This window comes from Acinetobacter sp. YH12046 (assembly GCF_013419905.1).
Classification (GTDB): domain Bacteria; phylum Pseudomonadota; class Gammaproteobacteria; order Pseudomonadales; family Moraxellaceae; genus Acinetobacter.
The window spans coordinates 272,702-289,334 of record NZ_VOZF01000001.1 but is presented as its reverse complement, the minus strand read 5'-3'; the positions used below and the strand labels follow the sequence as shown (position 1 = coordinate 289,334).

Annotated in this window: 19 protein-coding genes; 10 read left to right on the top strand and 9 right to left on the bottom strand. The window is 41.9% G+C overall.

The genetic code is table 11. The annotated features are described in order from the left end of the window. Nucleotide 1 precedes the first annotated feature (1 nt). Nucleotides 2-1,882 carry a DNA topoisomerase IV subunit B gene (gene parE, locus FTU03_RS01325; protein WP_166137506.1) on the top strand — a complete coding sequence of 627 codons (1,881 nt, stop codon included), beginning with the start codon at nt 2-4 and terminating at the stop codon, nt 1,880-1,882. Between the two features lie 62 nt (nt 1,883-1,944). Here parE and FTU03_RS01320 read toward each other — a convergent pair whose 3' ends face one another. From FTU03_RS01320 to FTU03_RS01305, 4 genes are all read right to left on the bottom strand, one after another. Beyond that, nucleotides 1,945-2,673, bottom strand: a complete 729-nt coding sequence (locus FTU03_RS01320) for a hypothetical protein (protein ID WP_179991908.1) — start codon at nt 2,671-2,673, stop codon at nt 1,945-1,947. Between the two features lie 119 nt (nt 2,674-2,792). Continuing rightward, on the bottom strand, nt 2,793-3,296 hold the full coding sequence (locus tag FTU03_RS01315) for a GNAT family N-acetyltransferase (protein ID WP_179991909.1): 504 nt from the start codon (nt 3,294-3,296) through the stop codon (nt 2,793-2,795). Nucleotides 3,297-3,392: 96 nt separating this feature from the next. Continuing rightward, nucleotides 3,393-4,133: an outer membrane protein OmpK gene (locus tag FTU03_RS01310; RefSeq protein ID WP_179991910.1), complete on the bottom strand. Its 741-nt coding sequence runs from the start codon at nt 4,131-4,133 to the stop codon at nt 3,393-3,395. Between the two features lie 195 nt (nt 4,134-4,328). Beyond that, nucleotides 4,329-4,472: a hypothetical protein gene (locus FTU03_RS01305; RefSeq protein ID WP_179991911.1), complete on the bottom strand. Its 144-nt coding sequence runs from the start codon at nt 4,470-4,472 to the stop codon at nt 4,329-4,331. A 240-nt stretch (nt 4,473-4,712) separates the two neighbouring features. Between FTU03_RS01305 and FTU03_RS01300 the strand changes: the two genes are divergently transcribed. The 4 genes from FTU03_RS01300 (at nt 4,713) to dsbD (ending at nt 8,406) form a co-directional block, all read left to right on the top strand. Further along, nucleotides 4,713-5,081, top strand: a complete 369-nt coding sequence (locus FTU03_RS01300) for an HPF/RaiA family ribosome-associated protein (protein ID WP_005232722.1) — start codon at nt 4,713-4,715, stop codon at nt 5,079-5,081. Nucleotides 5,082-5,209: 128 nt separating this feature from the next. After that, on the top strand, nt 5,210-5,752 hold the full coding sequence (locus FTU03_RS01295; RefSeq protein ID WP_004781453.1) for an ankyrin repeat domain-containing protein: 543 nt from the start codon (nt 5,210-5,212) through the stop codon (nt 5,750-5,752). Between the two features lie 24 nt (nt 5,753-5,776). Further along, nucleotides 5,777-6,544, top strand: a complete 768-nt coding sequence (locus FTU03_RS01290; RefSeq protein WP_179991912.1) for a transporter — start codon at nt 5,777-5,779, stop codon at nt 6,542-6,544. A 17-nt stretch (nt 6,545-6,561) separates the two neighbouring features. Next, on the top strand, nt 6,562-8,406 hold the full coding sequence (gene dsbD, locus FTU03_RS01285; protein ID WP_179991913.1) for a protein-disulfide reductase DsbD: 1,845 nt from the start codon (nt 6,562-6,564) through the stop codon (nt 8,404-8,406). A 58-nt stretch (nt 8,407-8,464) separates the two neighbouring features. Here the strand turns inward: dsbD and FTU03_RS01280 are convergent, their stop codons facing one another. Next, nucleotides 8,465-9,655: a GGDEF domain-containing protein gene (locus FTU03_RS01280; protein WP_166137488.1), complete on the bottom strand. Its 1,191-nt coding sequence runs from the start codon at nt 9,653-9,655 to the stop codon at nt 8,465-8,467. Between the two features lie 263 nt (nt 9,656-9,918). On the opposite strand from FTU03_RS01280, the gene FTU03_RS01275 reads away from it, so the two are divergent. Then, nucleotides 9,919-10,488, top strand: a complete 570-nt coding sequence (locus FTU03_RS01275) for an FMN-dependent NADH-azoreductase (RefSeq protein WP_179991914.1) — start codon at nt 9,919-9,921, stop codon at nt 10,486-10,488. 71 nt (nt 10,489-10,559) lie between these two features. Here FTU03_RS01275 and FTU03_RS01270 read toward each other — a convergent pair whose 3' ends face one another. Further along, the gene (locus FTU03_RS01270; RefSeq protein ID WP_179991915.1) at nt 10,560-11,471 is read right to left on the bottom strand and encodes an alpha/beta hydrolase; all 912 of its coding nucleotides are present in this window, start codon (nt 11,469-11,471) and stop codon (nt 10,560-10,562) included. A 155-nt stretch (nt 11,472-11,626) separates the two neighbouring features. Here FTU03_RS01270 and FTU03_RS01265 point away from each other — a divergent pair, with 155 nt between their 5' ends. Beyond that, nucleotides 11,627-12,064, top strand: coding sequence for a DUF2147 domain-containing protein (locus FTU03_RS01265; RefSeq protein ID WP_004781465.1), 438 nt, complete (start codon nt 11,627-11,629; stop codon nt 12,062-12,064). A gap of 86 nt (nt 12,065-12,150) precedes the next feature. Here FTU03_RS01265 and FTU03_RS01260 read toward each other — a convergent pair whose 3' ends face one another. Further along, nucleotides 12,151-12,501 carry a Spx/MgsR family RNA polymerase-binding regulatory protein gene (locus tag FTU03_RS01260; RefSeq protein WP_179991916.1) on the bottom strand — a complete coding sequence of 117 codons (351 nt, stop codon included), beginning with the start codon at nt 12,499-12,501 and terminating at the stop codon, nt 12,151-12,153. A gap of 469 nt (nt 12,502-12,970) precedes the next feature. Beyond that, complete coding sequence (locus FTU03_RS01255) at nt 12,971-13,789, bottom strand: exodeoxyribonuclease III (protein WP_159124217.1); 819 nt, start codon at nt 13,787-13,789, stop codon at nt 12,971-12,973. Nucleotides 13,790-13,830: 41 nt separating this feature from the next. Here FTU03_RS01255 and pyrE point away from each other — a divergent pair, with 41 nt between their 5' ends. Both pyrE and FTU03_RS01245 read left to right on the top strand, forming a co-directional pair. Next, nucleotides 13,831-14,481 (top strand): orotate phosphoribosyltransferase, encoded by a 651-nt coding sequence (gene pyrE / locus FTU03_RS01250; protein WP_125279724.1) that lies wholly within the window; start codon nt 13,831-13,833, stop codon nt 14,479-14,481. 423 nt (nt 14,482-14,904) lie between these two features. After that, a complete protein-coding gene (locus tag FTU03_RS01245) occupies nt 14,905-15,216 on the top strand; it encodes a hypothetical protein (protein ID WP_159124191.1) in 312 nt (103 codons plus the stop codon). A 141-nt stretch (nt 15,217-15,357) separates the two neighbouring features. On the opposite strand, the gene FTU03_RS01240 is transcribed toward FTU03_RS01245, so the two are convergent. After that, the gene (locus FTU03_RS01240; RefSeq protein ID WP_004781474.1) at nt 15,358-15,552 is read right to left on the bottom strand and encodes a DUF3565 domain-containing protein; all 195 of its coding nucleotides are present in this window, start codon (nt 15,550-15,552) and stop codon (nt 15,358-15,360) included. Nucleotides 15,553-15,682: 130 nt separating this feature from the next. Here FTU03_RS01240 and gshB point away from each other — a divergent pair, with 130 nt between their 5' ends. Beyond that, on the top strand, nt 15,683-16,630 hold the full coding sequence (gene gshB / locus FTU03_RS01235; protein ID WP_159124190.1) for a glutathione synthase: 948 nt from the start codon (nt 15,683-15,685) through the stop codon (nt 16,628-16,630). Nucleotides 16,631-16,633 lie beyond the last annotated feature (3 nt).

Sequence of the window (16,633 nt, the reverse complement as noted above, 5' to 3'; positions counted from 1 at the left end):
CGTGTCTCAATATACGGCTCAATCTCTTGAAGTTTTATCTGGTCTAGATCCGGTCCGTCGTCGTCCGGGCATGTATACCGATACCTCTCGTCCAAACCACTTGGCGCAGGAAGTGATTGATAACGCGGTCGATGAGGCACTGGCGGGACATGCCAATAAAGTCACGGTCACGGTGTATAAGGATGGTTCATTATCGGTTGAAGATAATGGCCGTGGTATGCCCGTCGATATTCATCCGGAATATGGTCAGAGCGGGATTGAAATTATCCTGACCAAATTGCATGCCGGTGGTAAGTTCAGTACTGATAACTATCAATTTTCTGGCGGTCTGCACGGGGTGGGGATCTCGGTCGTCAACGCGCTTTCTAGCCGCGTAGAAGTTGAAGTTCAGCGTCACGGCAACCTGTATAAAATGGCCTTTGAAAATGGTGAACCGACTGCACCACTAGAAGTGCTGGAAGGCAAGGCACCGAAACGTGCCACAGGGACAACTGTTCATTTCTGGCCGGAAACCAAATATTTTGATTCTCCAAAATTCGCGCTTAAAGCCTTAAAACATAACTTAAAAGCCAAAGCGGTATTGGCTGCTGGTCTGCAAATTAACTATATCGACCAGATCAATGATGAAAAGATCACCTGGCAGTTTGAAAATGGTCTGGTTGACTATTTGATGGACGAGCTGGAAGACCGTGAAATCATTCCGGCTCCTGCTTTTGTGGCGACAGGTGATGCTGAGCGTGCCAGTGCAGAATTTGCCATCTGCTGGAACGTGGAAGGTGGAGAAAGTATTCAGGAATCCTACGTCAACCTGATTCCAACCGCACAAGGCGGTACTCACGTGAATGGCTTACGTTCAGGTGTGACCGATGCCATGCGTGAGTTCTGTGAGCTGCGTAACCTGTTGCCACGGAATATGAAACTGTCTGCAGAAGATGTCTGGGATGGGGTGAACTATATCCTGTCACTGAAATTCCAGGAGCCACAATTCTCTGGTCAGACCAAGGAACGTTTATCTAGCCGTGAAGCCTCCGGCATTGTGCAGAATATTGCCAAAGATGCGTTTGCGCTATGGTTAAACCAGAATTCAGACATCGCTATGCAACTGGCAGAAATGGCCATTTCCAAAGCGGGTCGCCGTCTAAAAGCAGCCAAGAAAGTTGAACGTAAGAAGATTGTCGCTGGTCCGACTTTACCTGGGAAGCTGTCAGATTGTGTTGGACATGATCTGGATCAGTCTGAACTGTTTATTGTGGAAGGGGACTCTGCGGGTGGTTCAGCCAAGCAGGCACGTGACAAGAATTTCCAGGCGATCATGCCAATTCGTGGGAAAATTTTAAATACTTGGGAAGTCTCTTCGGATGAAGTGCTGGCCTCTCAGGAAGTGCATAACATTGCAATCGCGATTGGCGTCGATCCAGGTTCAGATGACCTGTCTGAACTGCGTTATGGCAAGATCTGTATTCTTGCCGATGCCGACTCGGATGGCTTGCATATCGCGACTTTGTTATGTGCGCTGTTTGTAAAACACTTCCCGATTCTGGTCGAAGAAGGACATCTGTTTGTGGCGATGCCACCCCTATTCCGTATCGATGATGCTAAAGATGTGCACTATGCGCTGGATGAAGATGAACTGGAAGGCATCCTGAAAAAATGTAAAACTAAGAATCCGCAGATCACCCGATTCAAAGGTCTAGGTGAAATGAATGCCAGCCAGCTTCGCGAAACAACTTTGGATCCAAATACTCGCCGTCTGGTGCAACTGGATCTGGATGATGTGCACCTGACTTCAGGTTTACTGGATAAACTGTTGGCCAAAAAACGTGCCAGTGACCGTAAAGACTGGCTGGAACAGAAAGGTAATCTGGCGGATATCGTTGTTTAAAATGATTTGCTGCTAATATCTATTAAAAAGCCCGCAATCGCGGGCTTTTTTAACAACTCAATTTAAGACTCAACTTTTAAATAGTGTCCATCTGCATAGACATTATGTCCAAAGCCACAACCTGAACTGCCATTGTCCTGTTTTAAAATCACCTGTTGTCCCTGTTTAGGATCAAAAGCAAAATTGAGATTAATTTTGCAGTCATCTGATCGATAGGTCGTTTGATTTTTATTAACAGGCATTGTGGTTTCAAATTCACCTATATTTGGACCATAAATCATGCTATTTAGTCCCATATAGAGGCCATTAAAATGAATCTGATAAGAATTTTTAATCCGTTTGACTTGAATGGTATTCCAGTGACCGAAGCCAGCATGCCGTATATAAATGCCTGCCAAGTTTTGAGTTTTTTGCGGAGGAGGAAGCTGTTTTAAATTAAATTGACTGCTTTTGGCCTGAGGAAAGACTGAAAACCAGGCTCGTGCCCATTGTGGCTTTCCTGATTTAAAATAGCTTAAGCCAACATTATTAAAAGCAGTGGTAATGGCATTCTCGGAAAAAGATACACCGCTATTTTCACTATGCATTGCACAAAAGGCAGACCAGGAAGCTTGCTGTTGAAATTGTCCTAGCGCATTTTGATACTGTTTCTGATCATAAAATTTTCTTCCCGAGTTGGCATAGCTTTTCACCTTGGCACATTCGGATCGGAGTTCAGCTTCAAAGTCTGAATTGGCGAAACTGAAACCACTCAGGGGGAGAATACTGATAAAGATAAACCATTTATTCATAATTTTACTCAACTGACATTATTCTGGTTTTAATAGAAAATTTTATCTCTACGCAATTTTTCTAACAGATTATTGATCTAATTAGATTAAGTTTTACATAAAAAATAAAATATTTTGGTTTAATTCAGGTTGAGTTGCATCAATACCAGATCACGCCATTGTCCAAATTTCTGTCCAACTTCCGGCATATAACCGGTTTGTTTAAAGCCTAATTTCTCATGTAAGGCAATTGATGCCTGATTTTCATGGTCAATGGCACCAACCATAACATGGATAGCATTTTGCCGCGCATGTTCAATCAGCTTGAGCATCAAAGCTTTACCCAGACCTTGCCCAATAAAGTCTGCATGAAGAAAGACAGAATGTTCAACAGTGTGTTTAAAGCCCTGAATGGGTCGAAAAGTAGAATAATCCGCATAACCTGCAATTTGCTTGGACGCTGAATGCTCAGCCACCAATAAAGGAAATCCCTGAGCATTTAATTCACTTAGCATGTTCTGAAAATCCTGGATCGTTTTTGGCGTGCTATTCCAGGTTGAGGTTCCGTATAAGATTTCAGCATTGTAGATCGGGAGTATCTGTTCCAGATCTTGAATTTGAGCAGGACGAATAACAAAGCTCATAAGCAGATGCCAAAAAGAAAGAGAATATCTAACCATAACTTGAATTTAGGCAATAAAAAAGCAGAACCAAGGTTCTGCTTTATTCATTCTAAAAACTTAGAAGTGGTATTTCACCAATGCGCTGACATTATGTTCGTCTAAACCTTTGATTGCATATTTATTGTTCCAAACTGAATGCTCAATACCGAAGTATAATTTGGTTTCAGGTGAAATATGTTTACCTGCATTCCATTTGTATTGAGAAGTCCAGTTTAATTCACTTGCATGACCATTTTTCTCAGCTGTTGACCAATCCAGGAAAGCATCTGCCAGGAATTCTTCACTACCAATTTTAAATGGAACGGCATAAGTAATGGTCATCTGATAGTCATCTTCTGACCCTTTATCATTATCAGCTTTATAGAAGTTGATATTTGCATAGCTGGTATAAGGAACATCTAGAGCAAATCCAATACCATATAGGTAATTATTGAAGTCAAGACTGCCGCTATTTCCTTCCCAAGTAGTCGCAATAAGTACGTCTTTAATTGGACCAAGCTCAAGCTTTTGACCAGTGACAGCACCTAAACTTAAACGTGGTGAAACTTCAAAGTAAGTTTCATTACCACTAATATCATTATTAGTACGGTCAGCAAAGGCGAAGAAATCACCATATTTTAAACCAGCTGCATATTCAGCTGTAATAGTGGATTGTTCTAAATCATCAACCATACCTACAGGATGTGCATAATTTTCGCCATATAGGCCTGTCAAACTAAAATCCTGCCAAACTGCTGCCTGAGTGAAAGCTGCTGTTGAAGCCAATGCACAAAGTGCCGCGATTTGTGTAAATTTCATTTAAATATCTCCCCCGAGAAAGCAGCTTAAGGATACTACAGATTAATAAGTAAAAATAAAGTCAAAATTGATCACTGACAGAAATATTTCATCGTCCTGAGCTGATGATAATTTGAGATATTGGGAGAAGAAGGTTTATAGGATATTTGAAGCGAGTTAAATTTTTATATTTAAATTAATTTTAAGAATTGAGACTCAATTTTGAAGCTGATTAAAGTAATTACATAGATCTTTTATGAACAGGGCAAAGACTGCTTTAATTTTGGGAAGGTCATGTGAATAGTATTTCGATTGTTCCAAATCTGGAAGGTCAATCACGATCCAGTAAGCAGTTGTCACGATCGGTTGTCCTTTTGCTAAAAAAATCAAAATATCACTTGCATATTTTCAAGAGAGGACCGATATTCGAAGTATAGGAACACGGTTCTGCAGACTCAAAAATGTGTTCATCATTCAATCTGGAGGGTTTTATCCAAAGCGATTTGAAGATTTGAAATGCAATATAAAACAGCAAGCTATACACGTGCCAAGATAAAAATTCTGCACTAAAAAGTTAAAATGATTTGAGGATGGTATTTTATGAACATTGAACTCCGTACCGATAAAAACATTCGCAATAGTGATCGTCTAATTACTTACGTTCGTACCGAATTAAATCAGGAATTTCAGCGCCACAGTGAGCGTATTACCCATTTCTCAGTGCATCTTAGCGATGAAAATGCCGCCAAAGGAGGCGATGACGATATTCGCTGCATGATCGAAGCACGTCCTGCTGGCTTGAAGCCAATTGTCGTGAACCATCATGGTCATAATGTTGATACTGCTATTCATGGTGCCATTGACCGTTTAAAACGCAGTCTGGAACATGTGATTGAGAAAAAAGATAACGTACGTAGCACTCCGCTAAAACTTGCGGAAGAAGATACAGGTACAGATCTAGAACAATAAATAATTCGCAGATGAAAAAGGCCCTACGGGGCTTTTTTCAATTTTAGATAAAATAAACGAATGAGAACAAAACAAATCCCGCTTTATTCGGCATAATAGTGAAAAACGAATTTGAAGTGAGCTCCATCATGTTAACTGCGCAACAACAGCTTTTTGTGCAAGCACTCGAAGAACTTAATCTGGGTCAGGTCAAACAGCTTTTGGCAGATGGACTTAACCCGAATTTTATTGATCTGGAAAAAGGCCCAGTTATTTCCATCTGGTCAGATGGCCTGTTCAAATGGTGGGAAGAAGTGTGCGAAGCTTATGAAGCGGGCAGTCCCTTAACTGCCGAAGAAAAACAGCAACGTCTGGATGTACATTTACAGATTCTGGAAGCGCTGATCCAGGCCAAAGTGAATCTGCATCTCTGGGATGCTGAAGAAGTTTATGGCCCGCTTTGGGATGCGGCCAGTGCAGCCTGTGTACCTGCAGTGCAGCGCCTATTAGAAGAAAAAGTCAATCCAAACAGCAAGGATGAAGAAGGATTAACCATTCTGTCATCGATTAGTGATTTATTCTTTGATTGTGATTTTGATGAAATTAACTGGGCAGAAGCACTGGAAGAAGAAAAACAAACCCTAGAATTATTGCGTAGTCATGGCGCAAAAATGACCAAGGAATTACATTAAATTTTAAGAAAGAGCTCCAACAAGATGAAGACAACTTTAAGAATATTGGGTTTGATGGCACTGACGGGTGTAAGTGCACAGCTTTGTGCTGCAGTTGAATTTGACCGACCAGGTGAAGGTTTGGGTACCAGTACCGTGCCAGTGGGTCAGTTAGCTTGGGAACAGGGTTTACCGAGTTTCTCTTATAGCGAAGCGACTGTGGATGGAAGCAAGCTGAAACAAACCACTTTAAATGCCGACGTCTTGTTGCGTACCGGTTTGACTGATGATCTGGAATTACGTTTAGGCTGGGCTGGTCCGGCCTGGTCACAAACCAAGTTCAATGGTCAGACTGAAGAGGATGATGGTTTAGGCGATGTCAGTATTGGCCTGAAAAAAGCCATTGATCTGGATGATGAAAAACTCAGTATGGCGCTGATGGCTGAAGCTATTATTGCCACAGGTAATGCTAATTTTAGTAATGAAGAAGATATTTATAGCCTGAGCTCAGCAGTTGCTTATCAATATAATGATTTGGTGAATACTGCACTGACCATGCGTTATGAATGGCAGGATAGCAACTGGGCAATTACTGCGATTCCAGCTTTAGGCTATCAGATTGCTGAGCGCTGGTCAGGTTATTCGGAACTGATTTATCGCAAAGCCGAAAGTCAGGATAATGAATATGCGCTAGGCACTGGTGTCATGTATGCATTGAATGATCAGGTACAACTTGATGCCAGTATCGGGGTGGATCTGGAAGGCCAGAATAAAGGTTACTTCTCAGGCTTGGGCGTATCGTTCCTATTCTAAGCTGCTCTTATTTCGATATGACCAAAGCACTTCAGTTTAAGATCGGGAGAAAAGTATTTTCTCCAGTCTTATTGGGCACAGTGTTGCTTAGCAATATTGCTCAGGCAGAAGCGCCCTTATTGTCGCCTGAGCAGGCTTTTCCTCTGAGTATCAGTTCAGTCACTCAGCAACAGACTGAACTTAGCTGGGAAATTCCACAAAACTATTATCTTTATCAGCATAAGGTAGAGCTAAAGCAGGGAAGTCAGCCGATGACCTTGCAATTACCACCCGCTGAAGATCTATATGATGAAAACTATGGTCATACCCAGGTTTATTATCAGCAATTAAAAGTTCAGATTCCGACACAGGCGGGTCAAACGTATCAGGTCAGCTGGCAAGGTTGTGCCAAAGACCGGCTTTGTTACCCACCCCAAACCATTGAATTCAAGACTGACTTATCCGGTCTGGTGCAATATGAATCTACTGGCTCGGGTAATAAACGGTTACTGGATCTAAGTAGCTCTTCCTCACAGCACAATCGAATTCTGGAAAATTCTGCTGATGATCTAGAATCAGGAAATACAGACAGTAAAATCGTTGAAGTCATTTCTACACGATCCAGCAGCGACTCAGCACAGGATCAGCAATGGTCTGCACGTCTCGTTGAAAGTTCGCTGGCTTATGGATTATTGTTATTTTTTGGCTTGGGTATTTTGCTGGCATTTACGCCATGCTCTTTGCCGATGCTGCCAATTTTAACTTCACTGATTGTTCGTGATAGCAAAGGCATCAAAGCTTGGATGATTGCCCTAAGCTTTGTAAGCAGTATGGCCGCAGTCTATGCGGTACTGGGCTTGATCGCGTCTTCAGCCGGACTCAACTTTCAACGCTGGTTACAGCAACCTGCCACCCTGATGGCATTTAGTGCATTATTTGTGGTATTTGCCCTCAACCTGTTTGGCCTGTTTGAAATTAAAATGCCACAGCGTCTGACGCAGCGTCTGGACCGGGTTCAGGCGATGCAGCAAGGGGGAACTCTAGTTAGCGCTGCGATCATGGGATCTGTTTCTGCCTTGCTGGTTGGGCCTTGTATGACGGCACCATTAGCCGGTGCTTTATTATTTATTTCCCAGACTCAGAACCAGTGGCAAGGCGCAGTGCTGTTATTTACGTTGGGTTTCGGTATGGGTACCCCGTTGCTGCTGGCCAGTATTATGGGGGCACGCATCCTGCCCCGAGCCGGGCACTGGATGAATCAGGTAAAAGTACTCTTTGCTTTCATCATGCTGGCTTTGGCCTTGTATTTTATTCGTCCGCTGATTTCAGAAGCTGCATTGCAGTGGCTGTCGCTAGGGTTGGGCTTAAGCTTTGTTGTTTATGTTCTGGCACGATTATTCTGGAAAAATACCGGACTGCGCTGGCTCTATATCATCTGTTTGGCTATCGCTGTGCCTTATATTACATATAGTCAGTATCAGCATAGTCAGCGTTTTTTTGTTGAAACTGCCCAACAACAGGCGAGTTGGCATATAGCAAAAACGGCCACTGAATTTGAACAATTACTGGCTACAGTACCGAAAGGGCAGAAGGTCATTATTGATGTCTATGCTGATTGGTGTGTGGCCTGTCAGCCGATTGAACATAAAGTATTAAAGGCAGCTGCTGTCCAGCAGGCCTTAGCTCCTTATTTTCTGATCAAGCTTGATCTTAGTCAGTATGATGCTACGCATCAGGCTTTGCTTAACCGATGGGAAATTCTGGGACCACCGACTTATTTATTTCTTGATAATAAGCAGCAGGAGCTTCGCAGCTTACGTTTGACAGGTGCATTTAGTGAAGCAGAGTTATTGGCACAGCTACAGCGTTTAGAGCAGCTCTAGCATTCACTTTAAGGCTTTTCTGGTACATGCTTTAAAGTGAATAAGGCCGATAAAAATATCAGGCTGGTTGAACTTTCAAAGGTTCCAGATAAGATTTCACTTGATTCCGTCCACTAGCTTTGGCCTGATAAAGGGCTTGATCGGCCTGGCTTAAAAGTTGTTGCGGGCGTAATTCAGGTTTTGAAATAGCAATGCCAAAGCTGGCCGTCACTGGGATCAATTGTCCTTCATCACTAAAAATCTGTAGTTGCTGGATCGCGCTTCGGCAACGCTCTGCAACCTGCTGAGCTTTTTCCAGGCTGGAATTATTCAGGACCAGAATAAATTCCTCACCGCCGAACCGTCCCACCACATCACTCTCACGCAATTGCTGGTTTAGTACCGCACTGACTTGTACCAGTGTTTCATCGCCCTTGTGATGTCCATAGTAATCATTGATCTTTTTGAAATGATCCAGATCCAGCAGCACCAGGGCATAATTAAAAGTCGCAGTACTATTTAGCTGGTCCAGACATTGATTAATGCTACGGCGATTAAATAGATTGGTCAGAGGATCAATCTGGCTGAGATGGTTAATTAGCTGTTCGCGATAGCGCCATTGACTGAGTAAAATTTCAAATAAAATCATGCAGACAGCAAGAATTGGCAGGATAAAATACAGCATTGATAATAGCCAGAAGCTATTATGGAAAAACTGATCCTGAATATTGAAGAGTGGCGAATAAGGCAGTTGCTGGTTAAAGCTTAGATAGGCACAAGTCACCAGAAACAGTGAGGCCGGAATCAGCATGCTATAGACCAGTCTCCGGTGAAACAGGACCAGACCTACCGTCATCAGGCAGACATAGGCAATCGTGGCTACCGGGCTGATCACGCCCACGATATATGCATCCCGACACAGGGAAACCACAAAGATACCCACTGCCAGATAGGGAAAATATCGTTCTATCAGTGCATTGCCCTGAAATTTATAACAGGGATAAATCAGAAGAACCAGCGCCAGTAAAAATAGGCCATTCATGTGAATCTCTGAACGAACGACATCAATATGGACATGCTGCCAGTATTGCGGATGTGACAGGACAAACAGGTCCCAGCTTAGCCAGCTGATATGTATGCCACAGCCAAGTGCCAGCATCAGGATACACTTTTTCAAAATCCCCCAGTTCATCACTACTTCATCTTCGATCAGATATTTCTTGAGTCGATGATTCTGGAATTTTTGTAATACTGCTGACATTCGCTTCATACAACAGGTCTGACCTTTATTGTTATTGCTAAGTTTTTAAAAGATGGAAAAATATTGCTTTAATTATTTACAGAAATATAACATAAAATTAATTCATTGATAATCAGTAATATTTATCAAAAATTAAAAAAAGGAGAAAAATTAAGCTGGAAATTTATTGTTCTAAATACGCAATGAAGTGTTTTATTTAAACCCATTATTTCATTATTTAAAGTTTATTAAGCTATGTCCATTCCCGAACAATGAACGGACCAGATTAAGCAATGAAAATTTTACAGATTGATTCCAGTATTTTAGGTGATACCTCTATTTCCCGTCAGTTGACTCAAGCTATTGTGGGACAGCTTCAACAGAAACATGGTGAGGCTGTTGAGCTTGAATATCTGGACTTGGCTGCACAGCCGATTCCACATTTAACTGCCGAAATTTTGATGGGTCAAAATCTTGAGCAGGCGGCTTTAGGAGAACAGATTTTACAGCAGTACTTACAGGCGGATATCGTGGTGGTTGGGGCCGCTATGTATAACTTCGGTCTACCTTCTACCTTAAAAGCCTGGATTGACCGCATTAGTGTGGCGGGACGTACCTTTAAATATACAGAAAATGGCCCAGTGGGTCTGGCAGGTGAAAAGAAAGTCTATATTGCCAGTAGCCGCGGTGGTGTTTATGGCGAACAAAGCCCAGTCGATTTCCAGGAAGCTTTCCTGAAAACTGTATTTAACTTTACTGGCGTAACTGATGTGCACGTAATTCGTGCTGAAGGCGTCAATATGGGTGATGTAGCGAAACAGCAGGCAATTGAAACTGCGATGGCGCAGGTCAGCCAGATCTAAAAAGTGATAGATAATCAATGAACAGAAAAGGTCAGCAATTGCTGACCTTTTTTATGGCTTCTTTTAAATTTCTAGTCTTGATCTAGACGATGAGCAAATTCTGAAAGATCCGCCAGCGCTTGTCGGGCCTCTTCAAACCAGGCACTAAACATCTGAAAATTATGCCACATCCCGGTATATATCTTGAATTCAACCTCGACACCAGCCTGTTCCGCTTTTTCCTTGAAGCGTGTGGCATCATCCAGCAGAATTTCTTTAGATCCCACCTGTATATGCATCGGTGGCAAACCACGGAGATCGGCAAAAAATGGGGAAATTTCCGGATCGCCACGATCCATTGCACTCGGTACATAATACTGAATCCCGGTTTTGAGGGTTTCAATCGACAGCAGGGCATCATGTTTCTGATTATAGCGTAGTGATTCACTGGTCAGGGTCAGATCAAGGAAAGGGGAAAGTAGAATCAGTCCACTCACCTGTGGTAGGTCTTCCTGCTGTAACTTGAGTGCCAATGCCAATGCCAGATTAGCGCCACACGAATCTCCGGACAGAATAATATCCTTGGCCTGAATGCCCTGATCTAATAACAGATTATAGACATCAAATAGGGCCTCCAAAGGTTCAGGATAAGCAGATTCAGGTGCCAGAGGATAATCAATATGCAGTACTTGCATCTGGGTGCGAGCGGCAATCTGGGTCATAAAGGCACGATGGGTATTTAAGGAACCGAGATAAAAAGCACCGCCATGAATATGAAAAATCAGCTGGCTGGATTCCTGTTGCGGCTTGATTTCCTCGGCATGTATACCCGCCAGTCGGAGTGAACGGATTTGTACGGACTTATCTTGCGGAAAAATCTTGCACATCTGCTCCAGTGCGACCCGTAAGGAGCTTGGAGGAAGATTGAACCGACTAGGCGCGCGGATGGTCGCTTTTAAAAGACTTTCTGTAATTAATTGTTTCGTCACGGGGCTCATCTTCATCTTCTTTCCATCTTTTTCTGCTTTTATTGATTATGTAGATTATTTACCAACAATATTTACAAGGTTACACTAAATAGTCACAGGTAAAAATTGCAAAAATGTTGTGACTTTTTAATACTACATCGGTCTATCTCAGACTAGGGAAATGAAGAAAAATGAAAAAAATTACGCTAATGTTAGGACTACTCGGCTTATCTGCGCTGGCCAATGCTGCAGATCCTTTAAATGGTACCGTTTGGAAAACGATTGACGACGAAACCAAACAACCAAAGGCTATAGTAAAATTTACTGAGCAAAAAAATGGGACATTATCTGCAAGCATCCAATCGGTATTAACACCGGGTGAAGAAAATGCTTGTACAAAATGTGAAGGTCCGTATCACAATAAATCGCTGAAAGGTTTAACGATTGTGAAAGGCCTGAAAAATACAGGCGGAACCAGCTATGACAGTGGTTCGATCCTAGATCCAAAATCTGGTAAAACTTATAAGCTGAAAGGCAACCTGACAGATGGTGGCAAGAAGCTTGAGCTGCGCGGTTATATCGGCGTGTCTGCTTTAGGTCGTAACCAAACCTGGATTCGTGCCAAATAATAGATCATGACCGTTCTCTAAAAACTACCATAAAAAAGCCTGACAGAAGTCAGGCTTTTTTTATTCTTCCAGCTCATCTGGGATGATTAGTCTTTTAGCTTTTGATAAGCGGCTTCATCAAAACCAGCGATAAAACCAGTTGCAGTCTGTAATACCGGACGTTTGATCAGGCTGGTATGAGTAGTTAAGGCGGTAATCAGATTATCTTCACTGGCAAGGGAATTTTCCTGCTCTTCAATAGTAAGTTTACGCCAGGTGGTGCCTTTCTTATTCAGTACCACATCTTGACCTAAAGCATCTAGCCAGGTTTTAACAGTATCCGCGTCAATTCCCTGTCTTTTATAATCATGAAATTCGTAAGCCAATCCCAGTTCATCAAGTAAATCAAAAGCTTTTTTCATCGAATTGCAGTTTTTAATGCCATAAATCTTGAGCATGCTCGCTGTATCCCAAACAGTTTATTTATTGATGGCTTAGCTTAGCTGAATTTATGCCGATCGCCTATGTGCTTCCAAGAAGCTTGTTTTTAAGCAATATTTAAAAGACATGTCATTCGATTGACATCGTTTAAGAGCAGAATGGGTATTAAAAAGTAAATGGTAAAGTTTAAGAATAAGAAAAAAATGAAGGTACTGAAATGAGAAAACCCGCATCTAATCATCCTGATTATGCGGGTCTCAATACAACGTCCGTTGTCACATCCATGAAAAACAAGCTAAATCTGATAGTTTGTTTTATTTTCTTCCTACGGCGTCCTGTCCTTATAGTGTCATCCTGACATATCCCTGTGCCGTGTGAGTATCATGCGCTGTTAGGGTCTGAAGATAAACCTGAAAATACGTCATGTAGTGTAGGTAATAAACCTTAATTGAGTGAACGAATGTTCACTCAATCTTTCGGTCAGTTTTAGATTTTATAGTCAATAATCACGGGTGCATGGTCACTAAACCATTCATCTTTATAGACCCAGGCATTTACAGTACGGTCTTTCCAGTCCGGTGAGCAGGCCTGATAGTCAATCCGCCAGCCCACGTTCTTGGCGCGGGCTTGACCACGATTCGACCACCAGGAATATAGCTCGGCTTCTTTACGGACTTCGCGGAACGTATCGACATAACCCAGTTCATCATAGATATGATCCAACCATGCACGTTCATGCGGCAAGCAGCCCGATGCTTTCTGGTTACCAGACCAGTTTTTAATATCGATACGTTTATGCACGATATTGTAATCACCACAGACAATGATGGATTTGTCTTCATCGCGCCATTGTTTCAGGATCTTTTTATACTCTTCCAGAAAGTGATCTTTACGTGCCTGCGCTTCATCGCCCGAAGAACCTGAAGGTAAATACAGCGAACAGATATGCGCTGTTTTTTCCAGACCCAAGTCAAATTCTGCCGAGATAAAGCGGCCTTGAGAATCAGCCAGTTCAAAACCCAGACCATCAGTAATGGAAACAAATGGCAGACGGCTGTAAATCGCTGTACCCGCGTAACCTGGACGCTCGGCAGGGAACAGGTGGGTATACCAGCCTTCAGGCTTAAATTTATCAGTCCACTGCGCATGGGTGATCCGGCTTTCCTGCATGCAGATCACATCGGCATCAGACTGTTCGATCCACTCTAGCAAGCCCTTGCTGACAGAGGAACGTAAACCGTTGACATTAATTGAAACGACACGAAGAATTTTTTGATCACCTGGATAGCTACTCTTTGGTATCATGCGCAAGTCTTACCCTTAATTAATGGATTTAGGAGCACCTCATGTCAACGCCAGCTCAGTTTAACCCGCAAGCTTTTATCGAACTCGCATTATCACGTGGTGTGCTTAAATTTGGTGAGTTTACTTTAAAATCAGGACGTGTGAGTCCTTATTTTTTTAATGCTGGCTTGCTCAATGATGGTGAAGCCTTGTCACTACTGGCTTCTGGCTATGCTGCAAAATTAACTGAATGTGACAATGTTGAAGTGATTTTTGGACCAGCATACAAAGGCATTCCTTTTGTAGCAGCTACAGCAGTGGCACTATCGCAAAATCATGGCGTCAGCGTGCCATGGGGCTTTAACCGTAAAGAAGCCAAAGATCACGGTGAAGGTGGTGTGCTGGTCGGTGCTTCAGTGGAAGGGAAAAAAGTCTGGATCATTGATGATGTGATTACAGCCGGTACTGCGATTCGTGAAGTGGTCACTATCCTGAAAAATGCCGGTGCGCAAATTGCTGGTGTACTGGTTGCTCTTGACCGTCAGGAAAAAGGCCAAGGTGAATTATCTGCTATTCAGGAAGTACAAAAAGAACTGGAAATTCCAGTACATGCACTAATTACCATGAAAGATTTAATGAATTACCTAGATGCAAAAGGCGATAGCGAAGCATTGGCGAAAATGGAAGCTTATCGTGTGAAATACGGAATCTAAAACCTGATTCACCAGATAAAAAGTAAAGCCTTAGTAATCTAAGGCTTTACTTTTTATGGGAAGAAAGATTCTGTTCAGGCGACTGTATTTAAAAGAAATATAAATAATAAGATAGAAATTCTGATCTGGATAAACTTTAAATTTGATAAGTTATATTATCTTCTTCAAAATTAAATTTTATATAAATATTCTTCTCAATATATAAATCTTGATCAAAATTATTTTATCTAAAAAGAAAAATATTTTTAAAAGAAACTCATTAAAGAATGAATTACCCCCCATAAAGTCCCTTTACAAATAAAATGAATAAGGTAGTTATGGTCATTGTTTACAAATTGTAATCCGCCTATATTGAAATAAACATTACGTAATTAATTATAAGAATTTCATAATTTTAATTGATTTAAAATAAGAGTACTAGGAATGGATTACTGGAACAGTGTTTTATTTATATCGATTATAACGGTGGTAGGTTTAGCCATTATTGTCATGCTGGTAGGCTACAAGATGTGGAAAAACCTGGTGGTGACTTTACTGATCTCTACAACGATTGGCTTTCTGATTATATGTACTATTAACTTTATCTTTGGGGAAAATCTGAATTTGCCCTGGATTCCTGATCAGAGCTGGCATCATAAGATCACTTTGGAAATTGCTCTGATGAGCTTACTGATTGGCGGGGTCAGTACCTTTATTATTATGCTGGGAACCATGATTTCGAAAAATAATCGTTAAATCATAAAATTAGATGTATTTAGTTGAAAGATAATGCATTTATAAGCAAGGTATTATTATTTTTATTCAGGTTTTAATCAATTTTCTAAACGAGATAAAATACTCAGGGTGAGTATATATACTGATTTGATTTAGAAGATATTAATCCTCGTGTATTTCACATTTTTTGCAGTCCAATAAGACGCCCAGTTTTTCTTTACGGCCTTGTTCGGTCATGACCCAAGGACGGTTTTGCCAAGGTGGATCATGCCGCACATGCTGACCATGACCACAGGCCAGTTCAGCGACCCAATGATTTTCTTCATCCAGATGAAAGCCGACAATTGCCTGCTGCATGATAAATGCTCTTGTTGATTAAAGTATTTAAGCATTTATACAAAATTAGTCATGCAAAATCACCATAAACAAAAGAAACTGCACAGGCTATACTCCTTGCTAATGTATTTTTAAGAAAGAGCACAGAGACATGCGCGTACTTGTTGTGATGGATCCCATCGAAAATGTAAACCTGAAAAAAGATTCAACCATGGCCATGTTATGGGCAGCTGCACGCCGTGGACATGAACTGGGTTATGCATTACAGCAAGATTTATATATCGACCAAGGTAAGGCCTTTGGTCTGATCTCGCCTTTGCAGGTATTTGAAGACTATAACCATTACTACGAACTGGGTGAAAAGAAAAAAGAATCGATTGCGGCTTATGATGTGGTGCTGATGCGTAAAGATCCGCCATTCGACATGAACTTTGTCTATACCACTTATATTCTGGAACAGGCAGAACGTGAAGGAGCATGGATTATCAACAAACCGCAAAGCCTGCGTGACTGCAATGAAAAGCTGTTTGCTACTCAGTTCCCGCACCTGCAAGTTCCGACTTTGGTAACGTCGCAACAAAGCCTGATCCGTGAATTTTTAAAAGAGCATGTTGATGTGATTGTAAAACCATTGGATGGTATGGGCGGCACCGGAATTTTCCGTCTCTATCAGGATGGTATCAATATTGGCTCAACCATTGAGATTCTGACCAACAATGGTAACCAGCCGATTATGGCACAGCGTTATATTCCTGAAATTGTAGAAGGGGATAAGCGTATCCTGATGATCAATGGCGAACCAGTACCGTATTGTCTGGCCCGTATTCCGCAAAATGGTGAAGTGCGTGGCAATCTGGCAGCAGGTGGTTTAGGTCAAGCACGTCCATTAACTGAGAATGATAGAGCCATTGCAGCGCAAGTGGGGCCTTATCTCAGAGAAAAAGGTTTGGTATTTGTCGGTCTGGATGTGATTGGCAATTATGTCACTGAAATTAACGTCACCAGTCCAACCTGTATCCGTGAAATTGATACTCAGTTTGGTACCTCCATTGCAGATGACCTGTTTGATGTACTGGAAGCCGGTCTGGGTCAAGCCTAAGCT

Excerpts from the sequence above, each read along its gene's own strand:
- FTU03_RS01320 (WP_179991908.1), bottom strand. The coding sequence starts at position 2,673 with ATGAATAAATGGTTTATCTTTATCAGTATTCTCCCCCTGAGTGGTTTC.
- FTU03_RS01315 (WP_179991909.1), bottom strand. The coding sequence starts at position 3,296 with ATGAGCTTTGTTATTCGTCCTGCTCAAATTCAAGATCTGGAACAGATA.
- FTU03_RS01310 (WP_179991910.1), bottom strand. The coding sequence starts at position 4,133 with ATGAAATTTACACAAATCGCGGCACTTTGTGCATTGGCTTCAACAGCA.
- FTU03_RS01300 (WP_005232722.1), top strand. The coding sequence starts at position 4,713 with ATGAACATTGAACTCCGTACCGATAAAAACATTCGCAATAGTGATCGT.
- FTU03_RS01295 (WP_004781453.1), top strand. The coding sequence starts at position 5,210 with ATGTTAACTGCGCAACAACAGCTTTTTGTGCAAGCACTCGAAGAACTT.
- FTU03_RS01290 (WP_179991912.1), top strand. The coding sequence starts at position 5,777 with ATGAAGACAACTTTAAGAATATTGGGTTTGATGGCACTGACGGGTGTA.
- dsbD (WP_179991913.1), top strand. The coding sequence starts at position 6,562 with ATGACCAAAGCACTTCAGTTTAAGATCGGGAGAAAAGTATTTTCTCCA.
- FTU03_RS01280 (WP_166137488.1), bottom strand. The coding sequence starts at position 9,655 with ATGAAGCGAATGTCAGCAGTATTACAAAAATTCCAGAATCATCGACTC.
- FTU03_RS01275 (WP_179991914.1), top strand. The coding sequence starts at position 9,919 with ATGAAAATTTTACAGATTGATTCCAGTATTTTAGGTGATACCTCTATT.
- FTU03_RS01270 (WP_179991915.1), bottom strand. The coding sequence starts at position 11,471 with ATGAAGATGAGCCCCGTGACGAAACAATTAATTACAGAAAGTCTTTTA.
- FTU03_RS01265 (WP_004781465.1), top strand. The coding sequence starts at position 11,627 with ATGAAAAAAATTACGCTAATGTTAGGACTACTCGGCTTATCTGCGCTG.
- FTU03_RS01260 (WP_179991916.1), bottom strand. The coding sequence starts at position 12,501 with ATGCTCAAGATTTATGGCATTAAAAACTGCAATTCGATGAAAAAAGCT.
- FTU03_RS01255 (WP_159124217.1), bottom strand. The coding sequence starts at position 13,789 with ATGATACCAAAGAGTAGCTATCCAGGTGATCAAAAAATTCTTCGTGTC.
- pyrE (WP_125279724.1), top strand. The coding sequence starts at position 13,831 with ATGTCAACGCCAGCTCAGTTTAACCCGCAAGCTTTTATCGAACTCGCA.
- FTU03_RS01245 (WP_159124191.1), top strand. The coding sequence starts at position 14,905 with ATGGATTACTGGAACAGTGTTTTATTTATATCGATTATAACGGTGGTA.
- FTU03_RS01240 (WP_004781474.1), bottom strand. The coding sequence starts at position 15,552 with ATGCAGCAGGCAATTGTCGGCTTTCATCTGGATGAAGAAAATCATTGG.
- gshB (WP_159124190.1), top strand. The coding sequence starts at position 15,683 with ATGCGCGTACTTGTTGTGATGGATCCCATCGAAAATGTAAACCTGAAA.